We start from the raw sequence: 16,827 nt of genomic DNA on the forward strand, positions 1-16,827 counted from the left end.
CGATGGCTGGTCAGCGGCCGCATCTTCTGATGCCCGAAGGCAGAGCCTCTTAGAGGCTCAAGAAGAAGACCGAAGCGATATTGAGGGTGAACGTCTTCATAGCGGTTCGAGGCTACAGGCTTGCGCCCGAGGGGTCAATGCGGAGATGTCAAGCCAACACCTCGCGCAACGCGCCCTGCACCGACTGAAGCACGAGCTCGGCAAGCCGGGCCGCAGCCGGCTGCGGTTCGGCTTCCGCCCGATGCAGGACCAGACCGAGCTTTGGCAAATCCGGCAAGCCGATGGTCTCCGGCGCCAGCGGCCGGACCTTCGCCGGCAGGCCGATCGGCGTGCGGATGGTGAGACCGAGGCCTGCCGCCGTCGCGGCCCAGAGACCGCCGAGACTGGGACTGACGAAGGCGAGCCGCCAGGAGATGCCCGCCTCATCAAGTGCCTTGGTCGCCGCGCTGCGCAGCAGGCACGGCGCCTCCAGCGAAGCGAGCGGCATCGGCTCGCCGCTTGCGGCTTGCCAGCCCGGCTGCCCCTCGGAAGGTCCGATCCAGCGCATCGGCACTTCGCCGATCCGCTCGCAATGCGCCGTCAGCGTGCCGTCGCTCCAGGCAAGCGCCAGATCGAGTTTGCCTGATGTGACACGCTCGAGCAACTCGGCATTGCGCACCACCCGCGCCTCGATGCGGACCTTCGGATGGGCACGCGCGAAGCGGCCAAGCACCTCCGGCAGCAAGGTCTCGCCGAAATCCTCCTGCAGGCCGAGCCGCACCCAGCCTTCCAGTTCGACGCTGTTGACAGCCGCAGCCGCCTCGTCGTTGAGCTCCAGCAGCCGCCTGGCATAACCGAGCATCCTCTCGCCGGCATCGGTCAGCGCCAGCCCGCGCCCCGCCTTGCGGAAGATCGGCGTGCCGGCCTGTTCCTCCAGCTTCTTCAGCTGCGCACTCACTGCCGAGGTCGAACGCCCGAGCCGCTCGGCCGCCTTGGCGAAATTGCCAAGCTCCATGCCGGTCGAAAAGGTTCGAAGCACATCGAGATCGAAGTTCGTCCGGCGCATTGTATAATCCCGTTTTTAAGGATCATTAATCCATAAAATTCTGATTTTCAGCATCATCGTGCCGTGCGATGGTTCTGCTGTCAAGGCCGACGGACGGCCTGAACCATGGAGATTCCGATGCCCTTCGTTCGCATTTCCCTTCGCAAAGGCAAGTCGCCGGACTACCTCATGGCACTGGCCGACAACATTCAGCGCGCCCTGGTCGAGACCTTCGACGTGCCCGAAAACGACCGCTTCCAGACCATCCACCAGCATGACGAGAACGAATTGATCTTCGACCGCAGCTATCTCGCCGGCCCGCGCTCCGACGATTTCGTCTATATCTCGATCACGATCGGCAGGCCCCGTACGGCCGAGACGAAGAAGGCGCTCTATCGGCGGCTCTCCGATCTCCTGGCGCAATCGCCCGGCCTCCGGCCCGAGGATGTGATGATCGTCATCAGCACCAGCGCACCGGAAGACTGGTCCTTCGGCAATGGCATTGCCCAGATGACCGACCCCGACTGGCGGCTGCGCTCGGCCGGAGGTGGGCAATGAGGAAATGGCGGCTACCCGTCGAGGCACGGTCATGATCGCCATGCAATACGGCTTCACCCTGCCCGCCGATTACGACATGTCGATCATCGACCGTCGCATCCGCGACAAGGGTCCACTGCTCGACGGCTTTCCCAATCTCGGCTTCAAAGCCTATCTCAGCGCCCGCAAGGGGGAGTTCGGCAGCCACGACAATCTCTATGCGCCCCTTCTATCTCTGGCAGAGGCCGGAAGGAGCAAGCGACTTCCTCTGCGGCCCAGGTTTCGAGGCTCTCACCAGCGCCTTCGGCTGGCCACAGGTGAGAACCTGGATCGTCTTGCAGGCAGAAATCTCATCCGACATCGCAGCAGCCAGTTTCGCCACACGCGATATTCTGCAAACGGAGGCTTACGCGCCGCTTGCCGATATCCGACGTGCCGAAAGCGCAGAGGCTACAGCCGACATTGCGACAGGCGCGGCACTCGCCTCCGTCTCCGGCTTCGAACCGACGAGCTGGACGCGGGTGCGCTTCAGGCTCTGGCGAGAGATTCCCGAGATCGGTGAGCACACGCAAGCCTATCGCGTCGGCCACTTATCCCTGCCTCAACCCTGACCTCAAACGGTTGCCCGGCGATAGAAGGCCAGCGAGCCGGCAAGCGCCAGCAGCGCGCCACCGCAGGCCCGCTCCAGCCACATTGCGCCTGAGGTTTTCAGGAAACGCACCGCCTGCGAGCCGAAGAAGGCGTAGCCGAACATGATGAGGAAATCGAGCGTGGCAAAGACCAGCGCCAGCAGCATATATTGTGTTGCCTGAGGCAGAGTAGGGTCGATGAACTGCGGCAGGAAGGCCGAGAAGAACAGGTAGCCCTTCGGATTGGTCGCCGCGACCATGAAGCTCTTCAGTCCGATCGAGAAGGACGAAGTCGCGCCCGCAGGCGCTCCGGACGTCAACGCCGCATCGATCGTGCCCTTCGAACGCAGCAGCATGATACCGAGAAAAGCGAGATAGGCGGCACCCGCCCATTTCAGCATCGAGAACCAGAATTCCGATGCCGCCAGCAGCGCACCGAGCCCGATCGCCACGGCGCCGATCAGCACGAAATCGGACAGCACCGCGCCGATCATGCCGGCAACTGCCCGGCGCAGACCATGCTGAGAGCCGTTGGTCAGCGCCAGCAGCACTGTCGGCCCCGGCGTCGCGATACCAACGAAGGAAACGGCCGCAAAAGCCAGAAGCGTGACGATGTCCATGATGCTCCTCCGAACCCAGGGAATCGAAACTTGCACGCACCGCAGCCCTTGGCAATACCGCCCCATCAACGAAAAAACCCGCCGCCTCTTCAGGCAGCGGGCCTTCAAAGGGATGCGATCGGATCAGACGCCGCTCTGGCCGTCGGAGCCGATATAGGCAATGCGGATCATGTTGGTGGCGCCGGGCGTGCCGAGCGGCACGCCGGCCGAGATGATGATGCGGTCGCCCGGCTTGCCGAAGCCTTCGTCAGCGACGATGCGGCAGGCGCGGTTGACCATGTCGTCGAGATCGGTCGCGTCATGGGTGACGACGCAATGCAGGCCCCAGACGACGGCAAGACGGCGCGCCGTCTTGATGATCGGCGACAGCGCCAGGATCGGCACCTGCGGACGCTCGCGCGAGGCGCGAAGGCCTGTCGTACCCGACGAGGTGTAACAGACGATCGCCGACAACTTCAGCGTCTCGGCGATCTGACGGGCGGCAAGCGAGATCGCATCGGCGCCGGTCGCTTCTGGCTGGGCACGCTGGGCATAGATGATGCCGGGATAATGCGGCTCGCGCTCGATGGCGGTGGCAATCGACGCCATCGTCGAGACGGCTTCGACGGGATAGTCGCCCGAGGCCGACTCGGCCGAGAGCATGACGGCATCCGCACCTTCGAAGACGGCGGTCGCGACGTCGGAAACTTCGGCACGTGTCGGCACCGGCGCTGAGATCATCGATTCCAGCATCTGCGTGGCAACGACCACCGGCTTGCCCGAACGGCGGCAGGCACGGATCAGCTGCTTCTGGATGCCGGGAACCGATTCGAGCGGCATTTCGACACCGAGATCGCCGCGGGCGACCATCAATGCGTCGGAAAGCTCGATGATTTCCTCGATGCGCTCGAGAGCCTGCGGCTTTTCGATCTTCGACATCAGGCCGACGCGGCCACGGGCGATCTTGCGCACTTCGGCAAGGTCGTCGGGACGCTGGACGAAGGAAAGCGCCACCCAGTCGACATCGTCGGTGGCAAGCACCGCGTCGAGATCGGCGCGGTCTTTGTCCGTCAGCGCGCCGACGCCGAGCAGCGTGTCGGGAAGGCTGACGCCCTTGCGGTCGGAGATGCGCGTGCCCGAAATAACAGTCGTGACGATGCTCTTGCCGTCGCATTTTTCTGCGCGCAGGGCAAGCTTGCCGTCATCGATCAGCAGACGGTGGCCGGGCTGCACCGACTCCAGGATCTCGGGGTGCGGCAGATAGACGCGGTTCTGGTCGCCGAGCGCTTCATTGTTGTCGAGCGTGAAGGTCTGGCCGGGCCTCAGATCCACTTTGCCGTCGACGAACTTGCCGACACGCAGTTTCGGTCCCTGCAGGTCGGCGAGAATGCCGATTGGTCGGCCGGAGCGCGCCTCGACCGAGCGGATACGCTGGATAAGCATACGCATCATGTCGTGGCTCGCATGGCTCATATTGATGCGGAAGACATCCGCACCGGCCTGGTGGAGCTTCTCGATCATCGATTCCTCGGAGGAGGCTGGCCCGAGGGTGGCGAGGATTTTAACTTTGCGATTACGCTTCATCAATTCTGGCTTTCTTGCGTCCCTGGGGTGTCGGAGAGCTGAACCATCCAGCTACCCTGGCGGCCCGTATCATATTCCTTGAATCCCATCTTCTGGTAACCGCGGGCATAACAATCCTGCACACCCGAGATCTTGAATTCGTTTTCCGCCACGCACATCTGCACGTCACCCGTCCATCGTCCTCCTCGGGCGGCGTCCTCTGCGTAGAGGTAATAATAACGCGACTGCAATTCTCCTTCGATCAACGTGGCGCAGGTCGTTGCCGGCACCTGCCACCAGCCCTCCGTCATCCAGCCATCCTTGGCCCGATATCCGATCGCGACGCCGACGAGATTCTGCGTTCCGTTGCAGACGCGAAAATCAGCGCGTGCGGCATCTGCGATGAAAAACGGCATGGCGGCTGCAAGAGCGAACAGAGCGAGACGGACCAGCGGTCCGGACCGCGTGAGGAAACTTGGCGCGGCTTGGATCAACACGGCTCCCAAATAGCTCCACGGTTATTCGTATCCGTGTCTTCTTGCGCCGCCGTCAAGCGAAAGTCAACGCAATGCTAATCGATTATATTTCCTTTCACAAACCACCGGTCGAGGGTCCGGCTCAACCTCTCCCCACCTGCCGCGCTTGAACCCGCCGCAGGTGCATGCGATCACTGCGCCCGACGGTGCAATGACGAACGGCAATCTTGATGGACGACTTCCAATCCTTCGAAATCCTATCTGGCAAACATGACAAAGGCATGGTGATCCTCGCAGATCACGCGATGAACCGCCTTCCCGCACGATATGGCCGGCTTGGACTGCCCGATGCGGCCTTCGCCCGCCACATCGCCTATGACATCGGCATCGAGGGCCTGACGCGGCAGCTTTCTGCGAAGCTCGGCGTTCCTGCCGTGCTCGGCGGCTTTTCGCGTCTGCTGATCGATCCGAATCGCGGCGAAGACGATCCGACGCTGATCATGAAGATCTCCGACGGCGCCGTCATATCAGGCAATCATCCGATCACGCCGCAGGAATGGGACTACCGCATCGAAACCTTCCATCGCCCCTATCACGACGCTGTCGCCGCAACGATCGACAGCGTGGCGAATGCCACCGGCAGGGCACCGCTGGTGCTGTCGCTGCACTCCTTCACGCCGGCCTGGAAAGGCATTCCCCGTCCCTGGCACGCCGCCGTGCTCTGGGATAGCGACCATCGCGCCGTCGGCCCGCTGCTCGACATGCTGCGCGCCGACCCCGATCTCGCCGTCGGCGACAACGAACCCTATGACGGCGCACTGAAGGGCGATACGATGTACCGCCATTGCATGATCACAGGCATTCCGCATGCGCTGCTCGAGGTGCGGCAGGACCTGATCGCAGACGAGACCGGCATATCAGCATGGGCCGAACGCCTGGCGCCGATCTTTGCGGCGATGAATGCCGATCCCGCCTTGCACGGATACGACGTTCATCTGTCGCGCACCGGCCCCTATTGAACGACAGGCCCTTAATGAAAGGAAGCGAGATGACAGCGCCCAGCAAGGAACAACAGACCGAATTCGAGGCTGCCGCCTTCCGCCGCCTCGTCGCACATCTTCGCGAACGCAGCGACGTTCAGAACATCGATCTGATGAATCTGGCCGGCTTCTGCCGCAACTGCCTGTCGAACTGGTATCGCGAAGCCGCCGAGGCCGAAGGTGTCCCGGTTACCAGGGACGAATCGCGCGAAATGGTCTATGGCATGTCCTATGAGGACTGGAAGAATCTTCACCAGAACGAGGCCTCGCCTGTGCAAAAGGCTGCTTTTGAACTGAACAACCCACACAAATAGCTTGGCTGGCCGCGAACAGGCTTGACCGTGACGCCGCTTCGCGGCAGTCACTGGCATCCAAAATTGATCACCGAAAAATCAGGAGAACACGATGTCTGATGCTCATGGCGTCGCCCGCGATCAGCTTCGCGCTTTCATCGAGCGCATTGAACGGCTGGAAGAAGAAAAGAAGACCATCGCCGACGACATCAAGGACGTCTATGGCGAAGCCAAGGGAATGGGCTTCGATACCAAGATCCTGAAGAAGGTCGTGGCGCTGCGCAAGAAGGACGAGCAGGAACGCATGGAAGAGGAAGCAATCCTCGACACCTACCTGCTCGCGCTCGGCATGATCGAGTCGCCGCCGGAGGGCTGATCCGCCCACATCGCCGATATCGACAAGCCGCTGGGGCCTTCCGGCGGCTTTTCTTTTGCGCGCAATGCGGAACGGCCATCTCGCTCCATCGAAACAGCAAAAAGAAAACCGCCGGATCGCTCCGGCGGTTTTCGATATTCCGTAATCGGCAGGCTCAGTTCGTGTTGAACTTGCGCACTTCCATGAAGTTCACAGCCGTGCCGCTGAAGCGGGCCGGGTCGACCGAAGCGGTCTTGACGTTGAAGCCCTCGGCATAGACGGCGGTCGGCTGGGCGCGCATCGTCTGGCTGACGAACCGCGGCGCCTTGACCTGCTTGGAGGCCATTTCCAGGCGGGCATTGGTGAGCGCCCACTGCGAGATCATCTTTTCCGTCAGCTTCGGCTCGGTGCGCACCGTCGTGCGGCTTGCATCCGCTGCGGCGGCTTCCTTATGCGTCGGGCGACCACCCTTGGCAGGAAGCCCCTGCGCCACGGCGCTTTCGACAGCCGGTTCGTCGAAGCCGTCGCCAAAGCTTGCCGATTTGGTCATCGGCGCCAAGGCGGCGAGTTCGAGCGGCGGCTTTGCGGCAGGCGCCTTTTGAGTCATCGCGGCGTTGATCGCCTGCTCAACCGTCTGCGGCGGCGCCTTCGACGCGATCTGGTTTTCCGCATCCTCGTTTCGCTGCTGGTCGAGTGCATCGGCAACGGCAGGAGACAGCGCGTCCTGATCGGCTTCGTCGGCGTCTGCCTCCGGATCGGCATCGGCCGCGGCAAGAAGGTTCTCGGCAATGGAAGGCCGTTCGATCGGCGTCGGAACCGGCAGCGCATTCGCGCCCGTCAGCACGGGATCGGTCGATGCAACCTCGGCGTCGCCAGGCGCGCGGCGCTGGCCGAGAAGCGAGGGAACCGGAATGCTGTAGGCGCTGAGATCGGCGAACTGCTGCGGCTGGGCCTGATCGGCCGGAAGGGCCGCCGCAAGAGCCTGCTGTGCCGCATTACCCGAAGGCGGCGCGACGAGTGCATTCGCCACTTCGCTGGCCGCCGGCTGGTTGCTGAATGCCGGGCGAACCTGCGGCACCGGCGCGTTCAGATCGGCGACTTCGGTCTGCCGCGGCTCGGCAGGGGCGGGCTCGGCCTTCGGCGGCGTCGCCTTGGCGACGGCGACAGGCGTGGAATCGTCCGACTCGTCTTCCTGCTCGTCCGCTCCGCCGCCAAAGAGCGCGGCAAACAGCGTCTTATGCTTCGGCGCCGCCGATTCGGAAGCGCTGGCGATCTGGATCTGCGGGCCGCTGCCGCGGCGCTTATACTCGGCCATTGCCTGCTGGTAGCCCGGCAGCGGCTTGCCGTCGGCCGGAATATGGATGGTGTTGCCGTTCGGGAAGAGCCGGACCAGTTCGTCGCGGCTCATGCGCGGCCAGGCGCGAACACCGCCGACATCCATGTGCACGAAGGGTGAGCCAGACTTCGGATAGAAGCCGACGCCGCCGACCTGCATCTTCATGCCGATGGCGCGCACAGTCGCGAGTTTGACGTCGGGAATGAAGAAATCCATCGCCTTGCCGAGCATATGCTGGCTCTTTTCGGCGACGCCGGATTTGCGCGAGCGGCCGCGCAGCATCTCGTTGGTCCCCGGCGAGCGGAAGCCGCAGACGACGTTGATGTAATCCCTCGAACCGCTCTGGCGATAGACTTCCCAGATCAGGTCGAACAGGCGCGGGTCCATCTTCGTCGGCTGGTTCTTGCGCCAGTCGCGCAGGAAGCGGTTCAGCTGCTCCAGACCCTTGGGGTCGAACTTGCCGTTACGCTTGTAGGTGATGACGGCTTTTTCGCCGGTATGAATGAAATAGAGCTTGAGGCTGCGAGTGTCGCCCGCTGCCTGCGAAGGCGTACCAACGAATACCGGTGAGGAAACCGCGAGCGCAAGAAGGGCGGCCGCTACCGTCCTTATTGCCTTTCCGCAAATGTCGGCGCACAACAAACGCCAGCTCAAGCGCGAAGGCTTGGAATTCCCATTCAGATTCGGCAACTCGATCCCCGTCAGACAGACAATGTCCCGTACTGTCTCAGATGACTGTCAAATGCGGTCACACGATGGCAAAAATGCCACACATGATCAACCTTTTCTTTACATAGTAAACGCGCCACTAACAAGTGGTTTATGACTAGTAACAAAACGTGGTTGCCTTAATCTTAACGAAAAGCGCTTAAGCCGCATCTTTCTGGGGATTATCAGGGTCTATGCCGTAGTCCTTGAGCTTGCGATAAAGTGTGGATCGGCCGATGCCGAGCTTGCGCGCTACTTGACTCATCTGCCCGCGATAGAATTTGAGCGCGAATCGGATGAGTTCCTCCTCGACATCGGCAAGCCTGCGCACGTCTCCGGCAGGATTGACGCTGGCGATCGCGTTTTCCGAGGTCTCGGACAGGCGGTGGTGCACCTCTCCCGACATCGACGCCCTGAAGTCCTCGCCATAGCCATCGTCGGGATTGAGACCGGTATTGTCGGCAACGAGTGCCAGGTGATCTATCACTTCATATTCCGGAAGCTGGGCGGCGATCTGCGGGAAATCCGCCTCGGTCAGCTCCGGCCCTTCGGCCAGGACGACCGCGCGGAAGATCGCGTTTTCGAGCTGGCGGATATTGCCCGGCCAGTCATAGGCGGTCAGCAAAGCCAGCGTGCCGGCATTCACCGTCATACGGCGGCCGTTCTTCTGCTCGCTGGAGAAGCGGTCGGCAAAGACGCGCACCAGATGCGGAATGTCTTCCTTGCGCTTGCGCAGCGCCGGAATGGTAATCGGGAAGACATTGAGGCGATAGTAGAGATCCTCGCGGAAATGGCCGTTCTTGACCTCCTCGATCAGATCCTTGTTGGTCGCCGAGATCAGCCGGACATTGACCTTGTGCGCGGTGCGCGCGCCGACGGTCTCGATCTCGCCCTGCTGCACGGCACGCAGAAGCTTCACCTGCACCTCGAGCGGCAGATCGCCGATCTCGTCGAGGAAGATGGTGCCGCCATCGGCTTCCATGAATTTGCCGATATGACGCTCGGTCGCGCCGGTAAACGCACCCTTCTCGTGACCGAAGAGAATGCTCTCGACCAGATTATGCGGGATCGCCCCGCAATTGACGGTGACGAAGGGCTTGTTCGAGCGGTCGCCGCCGGACTGGATGGCGCGCGCCACCAGTTCCTTGCCGACGCCGGATTCGCCTTCGAGCACGACGGGAATGTTGGACTGAGCCGCCCGCTGGGCGAGATCGATGACGCGGAGCATCGCCGGGCTTGCCGAGACGATATCGTCGAAGCCGACCGAGCCTGAACGCGACCGGCGTCCGGCCCGTGCCTTAACCTCGCGCTGGTCGAGCTTCATCGCGTTCGAGATCGAAGTGGCGATGCGTTCAGGCGAGACCGGCTTGACGACGAAATCGAAGGCGCCGGCGCGCATCGCCTGCACCACCGTCTCGATGCCGCCCTGCCCCGTCTGCACGATGACGGGGATCTGCGTGCCGAATTCATGAAGCGCGTCGAGGAATTCGAGGCCGGTCATCTCCGGCATCATCAAGTCGAGCACGATGACGTTGAAAAGGCCGCTGTCGCGTTTGACCATTTCCAGGCCGATGCGGCCATTTTCCGCCTGGTGCACGACATGGCCGTGACGCTCGATTGCGTTCTTGAGCAGGCGGCGCTGCACGGGGTCGTCCTCGACCACGAGGATTTGCCCTGCTCCCTTGAGCTCATTGTAACCGGTCATTGTCGCCTCACTTCATGCGAAACCATGAAGCGCACTCTGACAGCAAGGCTTGAACATCCAGTTTTGAGAAACAATTGCATTTTAACGATTGCAACGGGTCGTTTTCGTGCCGAAGCGAGGCCTTTCATGCGCCGAAAGCCCCTTAATGCCGGGCCTTGGCACGCTTACAGCGCTGCGCGTCTTCTCAGACGCGCAAAGGTCGCTGTAACACTTTCAATCGACGCATCGTGCTTTCCGAAAATCGATTCCGATTTTCGGGCCGATGCGGTAGACAAGCTGACCTGTTACGGCAGACCTGTTATAAAAGTGGAGAGGAATTGCGCTCATGAAAAACAAGCTCCCGCACGCCGGCCTTCTTCTATCGGCGGCAGCGCCAGCTGGGGCCGCCGATGCGGCGCTCGGCGATCTGCCGGTCTGGAAGCTGCAGGATCTTTATCCCTCCGCCACCTCCACCGCCTTCGTCGCCGACATGGAAAAGGCCGGCAAGGCCGCGATCGCCTTTGAAGAAAAGTGGAAGGGCACACTCACTGAGGCGGCGACGAAGACCGGCGCTGAGGGCATCGGCGCGGCGCTGAAGGAATATGAGGCGCTGGATGACATCATCGGCCGTCTCGGCTCCTTTGCCGGCCTCACCTATTTCTCCGACACCACCAACCCGGCAAACGGCAAGCTCTACGGCGACGTACAGGCCAAGATCACCGAATTTTCCGGCCATCTCCTGTTCTTCGCGCTGGAACTGAACCGCATCGACGACGCGGTGATCGACGCCTGCATGGCGAATGATCCCGCCGCCGGACATTATCGCCCATGGCTGCTCGACCTCAGGAAGGACAAGCCCTACCAGCTCGACGACAGACTGGAACAGCTCTTCCTCGAAAAGTCGATGACATCGGCCGCAGCCTTCAACCGCCTCTTCGACGAAACCATGGCGGAACTTCGCTACGATATCGATGGCGAGAAAGTGCCGCTCGAAGTGGCGCTGAACAAGCTGCAGGAAAAGGATCCGGAAGTGCGCCGCAAGGCGGCCATGGCGCTCGCCGAAACCTTCAAGGCGAATATCCGCACTTTCACGCTGATCACCAACACGCTTGCCAAGGACAAGGAGATCGCCGACCGCTGGCGCGGCTTCGAGGACATCGCCGACAGCCGACACCTGGCAAATCGCGTCGAGCGCGAGGTCGTCGATGCGCTGGCCGCAGCCGTCCGCGAGGCCTATCCCCGCCTGTCGCATCGCTATTACAAGATGAAGGCGAAATGGCTCGGCATGGAGCAGATGAATTTCTGGGACCGCAATGCGCCCCTTCCGGAAACCTCCAGCGCCATCATCTCCTGGCCGGAGGCGAAGGACACGGTGCTTTCGGCTTATGGCAGTTTTTCCCCCGAAATGGCTGATATCGCCAGGCGGTTCTTCGACGAACAGTGGATCGATGCGCCGGTCCGTGCCGGCAAGGCGCCCGGCGCCTTCGCCCATCCGACAGTTCCCTCGGCCCACCCCTATGTGCTCGTCAATTACATGGGCAAGCCGCGCGATGTGATGACGCTCGCCCATGAACTCGGGCACGGCGTGCACCAGGTTCTCGCCGGTGCGCAGGGGGCACTGATGTGCCAGACGCCGCTGACACTTGCCGAAACCGCTTCCGTCTTCGGCGAAATGCTGACCTTCCGCGCCCTTCTGCAAAAGACCACCGATACGCGCGAGCGCAAGGCGATGCTTGCCCAGAAGGTCGAGGACATGATCAACACGGTCGTGCGCCAGATCGCCTTCTACGAATTCGAGCGCAAGCTGCACACCGCCCGCAAGGCTGGCGAACTCACAGCCGACGACATCGGCGAACTCTGGCTCTCCGTCCAGTCGGAAAGCCTTGGGCCGGCGATCAACATTTCCGAGGGATACGAGACCTACTGGGCCTATATCCCCCACTTCATCCACTCGCCCTTCTATGTCTACGCCTATGCCTTCGGCGATTGCCTGGTGAATTCGCTCTATGCCGTCTACCAGAAGGCCGAGAAGGGCTTTCAGGAGAAGTATTTCGAACTGCTGAGAGCCGGCGGCACCAAGCATCACTCGGAACTGCTGAAGCCTTTCGGCCTCGATGCCACCAATCCGTCGTTCTGGAGCCAGGGCCTGTCGATGATCGAAGGGCTGATCGACGAACTGGAAGCGTTGGATAGGTCGGCCTGAAATTCCCTTCGCCAAGAGCGGAAGGGCCGCAACGGGTCTCTTCTCCCCTCGGGGAGAAGGTGCCGGCAGGCGGATGAGGGGGCGACACGGCAGAACCTGTCCTTCGCATATGCTCAGGACGTCGCTTCGCTCCGCCCCCTCATCTGCCCTTCGGGCATCTTCTCCCCGAGGGGAGAAGAGGGAAAATATCTCACGCTCCCAATCGCATCTTGAGCAATGAGGAGCCGAACAAAACTGAAAGCGGTGCGTGGCTGATCAACCCACTATTCTCTTTCGCGACGACACGACCGGACAGGTGATGCTTTTTGCCGAGCCGGCAGAGATCATCGTTGCCAGGACGCGCGCCGAATTCTTTGCAGGCCTTGCCCGGATGCAGCAGGCCAAGGCCGCAGGCAAATGGCTTGCCGGCTACATGGCCTATGAGGCCGGATACCTCTTCGAGGAAAAACTTGCTCCCTTCGCCGGGGAACATCGCGAGACCCCGCTCATCTGTTTCGGCGTGTTCGACGGTCCGCAGGCCGATACGCATCCGCTTGCCCAGCCAAAACAGCGCCTCGAAAACGAGGAATTCCTCACCGCTCCGAAAGCTGCCTGGGATTTCCCTATATATAAAGAGCGCTTCGACCGTCTCCACCAGCACCTGCGGCTCGGCGACGCCTATCAGGCGAACCTCACCATGCCGGTCGAGGCTCGCTGGAACGGCGATCCTCGGGCCGCCTTCTGGTCGCTGATCGAACGCCAGCCGGTCAAATACGGCGCGCTGGTCGATCTCGGCGGCCCGATCATCCTTTCGCGGTCGCCCGAACTTTTCTTCCGCACCGATGAAGAGGGCTGGATCGAGACCCATCCGATGAAGGGCACGGCGAAACGCGGCGCTACGACCGCCGAGGATGCCGAAATCATCGAGGCCATGCGCCGCGATATCAAGACGCAGGCGGAAAACCGCATGATTGTCGATCTCCTGCGCAACGATATCTCCCGCATCACCGAGGTCGGCACGCTCGACGTCCCGAAGCTCTTCGACATCGAGACCTATCCGACCGTCCACCAGATGGTGAGCCATGTCCAGGCAAGGCTCCGCCCCGACCTTTCGATCCGCGACATCTTCTCCGCGCTCTTCCCCTGCGGTTCGATCACCGGCGCGCCGAAGATGCGGGCAATGGAAATCCTCCATGCGCTCGAGGATGTCCCGCGCGACGCCTATTGCGGGGCGATCGGCATGATCTCGCCCACCGGCGCCATGCGTTTTTCCGTCGCCATCCGCACCATCACGCTTTTTGAGGGCGGCAGGGCCGTCTTCAATGTCGGCGGCGGCATCGTCTTCGATTCGACCGCCGAGGCCGAATATGAGGAATGCCTGCTCAAGGCCCGCTTCGCCATCGGCGACCAATGGATTGCGCGATGATCGACTTTTCGCTGATCGAGACACTGCGCTGGCAGCCCGGCGAAGGCTTCATCCGCCTGCGGCTGCATCTCGCCCGGCTTTCCCGCTCCGCCCGTCGCCTTGGCTTCCCGCAACCGATCGAGGCGGCGGCCAAGCTCGACGAAGCCGTTGCAGGTGCTGCCGGGCCGCTGCGCATCCGCCTGACCTTCGACGCGCAAGGCCGGATCGACGTGACGAGCGCCGCTTTCGTGCCGCTGGCGCCCGATGCCATCTGGACCGCCCGTCTCGCCGAGACCCGCCTGAATTCCGCCGACAGGCTGCTGCGCATCAAGACCACGCGCCGTGCCGTCTACGAGGCCGCGCGGGCCGAATACAGGCCTGATGAGGCCGATGAAGTCATGCTTTTGAACGAGCGCGGCGAAGTGTGCGAGGGCACCATCACCTCGATCTTCCTGGACGACGGAACCGGCATCCTGCGCACCCCGCCGATCTCCTGCGGCCTGCTCGCCGGCGTGCTGCGCACCGAGCTCATCTGCGGGCGCCAGGCCCGCGTCGGCCGTATCACGCTTGCCGATCTCGATGCCGGCACGCTTTATATCGGCAATTCGCTGCGCGGTCTCATCCGCGCAAACCTCGTCAGGAGCTGACCATGTTCATTCTCTCGCTCACCTATGTGAAACCCAACGATGAAGCCGACAGGCACATGGAGCCGCACATGGCCTGGGTGAAGGAGGGTTATGCCAAGGGCTGGTTCCTCGCTTCCGGCCGCAAGGTGCCGCGCACCGGCGGCGTCATCCTCGCAATCGGCGATCGCACCGCAATCGAGGCCTATGTCGCCGCCGATCCCTTCACCATTCACGGCGTCGCCGAATACGACATCACCGAGCTTGCCGTAACGACGGCGGTCGAAGGACTGGAAATCCTGAAGCGCTGAATTTGCAGGAGCCGATCATGGATGATCTCGCAGCCCATCTGAAAGAGCTCGAAGAAAACTCTTCGACCCGTCCGTTCGCACCTCGCGGGAGATGCTGACTACGCTGCTCTCGCGCGATTTCCGTGAAATCGGCAGTTCCGGACGGCTCTATACCTTCGACGTGATCGTGCCCAGTTTTTTGGCCGAGCAACGGACGGGAACGTCCCGCGCGAGCATTTCGAAACCCAAAAACTTGCGGAGCACATCGCGCTCGTCACCTATCGCGCCATTTACGCAGACACCGACGGAAGCGAAAGGCGGACGCTGCGCAGTTCCAGCTGGCGGCTGGAAGAGGACGGGCACTGGCGCATGCTCTTCCACCAGGGCACCGTCATCGGTTAAGCCAATCCATGCGGTCTGCCGATCCCCAGGACGGTTTCGCCGGCCCTATCGCCGCTCGATATTTGGCCTTTCCCCGTCAACGCTCTTTATTGTGACGTCATTTTATGATTAGAGCCGGTCACCTCGCACTCTCTGCGGCAATTTCAAAATAATTCTTCGGGCTGAACGCCTTCGTCCCCTTCCACAGGAGAAAAGAATGACGGAACAGAACTATCCGGTATATGCCGAAATTACCGGTCCGATCGTGATGATCGGCTTTGGCTCCATCGGCCGCGGCACCCTGCCCCTGATCGAGCGCCATTTCAAATTCGACAAGAGCCGGATGGTCGTCATCGACCCGCGCGAAGAGCCCTCCGACATGGAGATCCTGAAGAAGCACGGCGTTCGCCACATCAAGGAATATGTCACCAAGGACAATTACAAGGAACTGCTGAAGCCGCTGCTGACGGAAGGCGAAGGTCAGGGTTTCTGCGTCAACCTCTCGGTCGACACCTCCTCGCTCGACATCATCAAGCTCTGCCGCAAACTCGACGTTCCCTATATCGACACCGTCGTCGAGCCCTGGCTCGGCTTCTATTTCGACAAGGGCATGAGCAATGCCGACCGTACCAACTATGCGCTGCGCGAAACCATGCGCAAGGAAAAGGCGAAGAACCCGGGTGGCGCCACCGCCGTCTCTACCTGCGGCGCCAATCCCGGCATGGTCTCCTGGTTCGTCAAGCAGGCGCTCGTCAACCTCGCCAATGACATCGGCCTCAAATTCGAGGAACCGGACCAGCACGATCGCGAAGGCTGGGCAAAACTGATGAAGAAGCTCGGCGTCAAGGGCGTCCACATCGCCGAGCGCGACACCCAGCGCACCAAGCATCCGAAGCCGCTCAACGTCTTCTGGAACACCTGGTCCGTCGAGGGCTTCATCTCTGAAGGCCTGCAGCCGGCCGAACTCGGCTGGGGCACGCATGAAGAATGGATGCCGAAGAACGCCAAGAAGCACAAGAAGGGCAACAAGGCGGCGATCTACCTGGAGCAGCCGGGTGCCAACACCCGCGTGCGCACCTGGTGCCCGACGCCTGGCCCGCAATATGGCTTCCTCGTCACCCACAACGAGTCGATCTCGATCGCCGATTTCTTCACCGTTCGCGACAAGGACGGCGAAGTGACCTTCCGCCCGACCTGCCACTATGCCTACCATCCGGCCAACGACGCCGTGCTCTCGCTGCATGAGATGTTCGGCAATGGCGGCACGCCGCAGCCGGTCCATCACGTTCTCGATGAGGACGAGCTGGAAGACGGCATCGACGAACTCGGCGTCCTGCTCTACGGCCATGAGAAGAATGCCTATTGGTATGGCTCGCGCCTGTCGCTGGAAGAAACCCGCCGCATCGCGCCCTACCAGAACGCCACCGGCCTGCAGGTGACCTCCGCCGTCCTCGCCGGCATGGTCTGGGCGCTGGAAAACCCGAATGCCGGCATCGTCGAAGCCGACGAGATCGATTACAAGCGCTGCCTCGAAGTGCAGATGCCCTATCTCGGCCCGGTCGAAGGCCACTACACCGACTGGACCCCGCTCGACGGCCGTCCGGGCCTCTTCCCCGAGGATATCGACACCAAGGATCCCTGGCAGTTCAGGAACATTCTCGTTCGCTAGAGCAATTCCAGGAAAAGTGCGAAGCGGTTTTCC

At 61.8% G+C, this 16,827-nt stretch carries 15 protein-coding genes and 2 pseudogenes; 11 read left to right on the plus strand and 6 right to left on the minus strand.

The genetic code is table 11. From position 1 onward, the window contains the following. Nucleotides 1-148: 148 nt before the first annotated feature. Complete coding sequence (locus tag B5P46_RS16495; protein ID WP_129419588.1) at nt 149-1,045, minus strand: LysR substrate-binding domain-containing protein; 897 nt, start codon at nt 1,043-1,045, stop codon at nt 149-151. A gap of 117 nt (nt 1,046-1,162) precedes the next feature. Between B5P46_RS16495 and B5P46_RS16500 the strand changes: the two genes are divergently transcribed. Both B5P46_RS16500 and B5P46_RS16505 read left to right on the plus strand, forming a co-directional pair. After that, nucleotides 1,163-1,582 (plus strand): tautomerase family protein, encoded by a 420-nt coding sequence (locus B5P46_RS16500; protein ID WP_129419589.1) that lies wholly within the window; start codon nt 1,163-1,165, stop codon nt 1,580-1,582. A 31-nt stretch (nt 1,583-1,613) separates the two neighbouring features. Further along, nucleotides 1,614-2,172: pseudogene (locus B5P46_RS16505) on the plus strand (DUF4865 family protein). A 2-nt stretch (nt 2,173-2,174) separates the two neighbouring features. On the opposite strand, the gene B5P46_RS16510 reads toward B5P46_RS16505, so the two are convergent. From B5P46_RS16510 to B5P46_RS16520, 3 genes are all read right to left on the minus strand, one after another. Beyond that, nucleotides 2,175-2,810 (minus strand): LysE family translocator, encoded by a 636-nt coding sequence (locus tag B5P46_RS16510; RefSeq protein ID WP_129419590.1) that lies wholly within the window; start codon nt 2,808-2,810, stop codon nt 2,175-2,177. A gap of 123 nt (nt 2,811-2,933) precedes the next feature. Beyond that, complete coding sequence (pyk, locus tag B5P46_RS16515; RefSeq protein WP_129419591.1) at nt 2,934-4,373, minus strand: pyruvate kinase; 1,440 nt, start codon at nt 4,371-4,373, stop codon at nt 2,934-2,936. Beyond that, nucleotides 4,373-4,858, minus strand: a complete 486-nt coding sequence (locus B5P46_RS16520; protein ID WP_129419592.1) for a DUF1036 domain-containing protein — start codon at nt 4,856-4,858, stop codon at nt 4,373-4,375. Before B5P46_RS16520 ends, pyk begins: the two co-directional genes overlap by 1 nt. A 200-nt stretch (nt 4,859-5,058) precedes the next feature. Here B5P46_RS16520 and B5P46_RS16525 point away from each other — a divergent pair, with 200 nt between their 5' ends. From B5P46_RS16525 to B5P46_RS16535, 3 genes are all read left to right on the plus strand, one after another. After that, complete coding sequence (locus B5P46_RS16525; protein WP_129419593.1) at nt 5,059-5,847, plus strand: N-formylglutamate amidohydrolase; 789 nt, start codon at nt 5,059-5,061, stop codon at nt 5,845-5,847. Between the two features lie 29 nt (nt 5,848-5,876). Further along, the gene (locus tag B5P46_RS16530) at nt 5,877-6,182 is read left to right on the plus strand and encodes a DUF1244 domain-containing protein (protein ID WP_129419594.1); all 306 of its coding nucleotides are present in this window, start codon (nt 5,877-5,879) and stop codon (nt 6,180-6,182) included. 91 nt (nt 6,183-6,273) lie between these two features. Next, a complete protein-coding gene (locus B5P46_RS16535; protein WP_003542853.1) occupies nt 6,274-6,537 on the plus strand; it encodes a DUF2312 domain-containing protein in 264 nt (87 codons plus the stop codon). Nucleotides 6,538-6,691: 154 nt separating this feature from the next. Here the strand turns inward: B5P46_RS16535 and B5P46_RS16540 are convergent, their stop codons facing one another. Beyond that, nucleotides 6,692-8,542 carry a DUF882 domain-containing protein gene (locus B5P46_RS16540; protein ID WP_129419595.1) on the minus strand — a complete coding sequence of 617 codons (1,851 nt, stop codon included), beginning with the start codon at nt 8,540-8,542 and terminating at the stop codon, nt 6,692-6,694. Nucleotides 8,543-8,720: 178 nt separating this feature from the next. Continuing rightward, nucleotides 8,721-10,265, minus strand: coding sequence for a sigma-54-dependent transcriptional regulator (locus tag B5P46_RS16545; protein ID WP_129419596.1), 1,545 nt, complete (start codon nt 10,263-10,265; stop codon nt 8,721-8,723). Nucleotides 10,266-10,590: 325 nt separating this feature from the next. Between B5P46_RS16545 and B5P46_RS16560 the strand changes: the two genes are divergently transcribed. The 6 genes and pseudogenes from B5P46_RS16560 (at nt 10,591) to B5P46_RS16585 (ending at nt 16,794) form a co-directional block, all read left to right on the plus strand. Then, a complete protein-coding gene (locus tag B5P46_RS16560) occupies nt 10,591-12,447 on the plus strand; it encodes a M3 family oligoendopeptidase (RefSeq protein WP_129419597.1) in 1,857 nt (618 codons plus the stop codon). A 298-nt stretch (nt 12,448-12,745) separates the two neighbouring features. After that, entirely contained in the window at nt 12,746-13,852 is a 1,107-nt protein-coding gene (locus B5P46_RS16565) for an aminodeoxychorismate synthase component I (protein ID WP_245456184.1), read from the plus strand. Further along, on the plus strand, nt 13,849-14,478 hold the full coding sequence (locus tag B5P46_RS16570) for an aminotransferase class IV family protein (protein ID WP_129419599.1): 630 nt from the start codon (nt 13,849-13,851) through the stop codon (nt 14,476-14,478). Before B5P46_RS16565 ends, B5P46_RS16570 begins: the two co-directional genes overlap by 4 nt. A 2-nt stretch (nt 14,479-14,480) precedes the next feature. Next, a complete protein-coding gene (locus B5P46_RS16575) occupies nt 14,481-14,765 on the plus strand; it encodes a YciI family protein (RefSeq protein ID WP_129419600.1) in 285 nt (94 codons plus the stop codon). 17 nt (nt 14,766-14,782) lie between these two features. Next, nucleotides 14,783-15,146 (plus strand): annotated as a pseudogene (locus B5P46_RS34925) (DUF4440 domain-containing protein). 196 nt (nt 15,147-15,342) lie between these two features. Continuing rightward, complete coding sequence (locus tag B5P46_RS16585) at nt 15,343-16,794, plus strand: homospermidine synthase (RefSeq protein WP_129419601.1); 1,452 nt, start codon at nt 15,343-15,345, stop codon at nt 16,792-16,794. Nucleotides 16,795-16,827 lie beyond the last annotated feature (33 nt).

This window comes from Rhizobium leguminosarum, from assembly GCF_004123835.1.
Taxonomy (GTDB): domain Bacteria; phylum Pseudomonadota; class Alphaproteobacteria; order Rhizobiales; family Rhizobiaceae; genus Rhizobium; species Rhizobium leguminosarum_M.

Coding starts and splice junctions, on each gene's coding strand:
- B5P46_RS16495 (WP_129419588.1), bottom strand. CDS start 1,045: ATGCGCCGGACGAACTTCGATCTCGATGTGCTTCGAACCTTTTCGACC.
- B5P46_RS16500 (WP_129419589.1), top strand. CDS start 1,163: ATGCCCTTCGTTCGCATTTCCCTTCGCAAAGGCAAGTCGCCGGACTAC.
- B5P46_RS16510 (WP_129419590.1), bottom strand. CDS start 2,810: ATGGACATCGTCACGCTTCTGGCTTTTGCGGCCGTTTCCTTCGTTGGT.
- pyk (WP_129419591.1), bottom strand. CDS start 4,373: ATGAAGCGTAATCGCAAAGTTAAAATCCTCGCCACCCTCGGGCCAGCC.
- B5P46_RS16525 (WP_129419593.1), top strand. CDS start 5,059: ATGGACGACTTCCAATCCTTCGAAATCCTATCTGGCAAACATGACAAA.
- B5P46_RS16530 (WP_129419594.1), top strand. CDS start 5,877: ATGACAGCGCCCAGCAAGGAACAACAGACCGAATTCGAGGCTGCCGCC.
- B5P46_RS16535 (WP_003542853.1), top strand. CDS start 6,274: ATGTCTGATGCTCATGGCGTCGCCCGCGATCAGCTTCGCGCTTTCATC.
- B5P46_RS16545 (WP_129419596.1), bottom strand. CDS start 10,265: ATGACCGGTTACAATGAGCTCAAGGGAGCAGGGCAAATCCTCGTGGTC.
- B5P46_RS16560 (WP_129419597.1), top strand. CDS start 10,591: ATGAAAAACAAGCTCCCGCACGCCGGCCTTCTTCTATCGGCGGCAGCG.
- B5P46_RS16565 (WP_245456184.1), top strand. CDS start 12,746: ATGCTTTTTGCCGAGCCGGCAGAGATCATCGTTGCCAGGACGCGCGCC.
- B5P46_RS16570 (WP_129419599.1), top strand. CDS start 13,849: ATGATCGACTTTTCGCTGATCGAGACACTGCGCTGGCAGCCCGGCGAA.
- B5P46_RS16575 (WP_129419600.1), top strand. CDS start 14,481: ATGTTCATTCTCTCGCTCACCTATGTGAAACCCAACGATGAAGCCGAC.
- B5P46_RS16585 (WP_129419601.1), top strand. CDS start 15,343: ATGACGGAACAGAACTATCCGGTATATGCCGAAATTACCGGTCCGATC.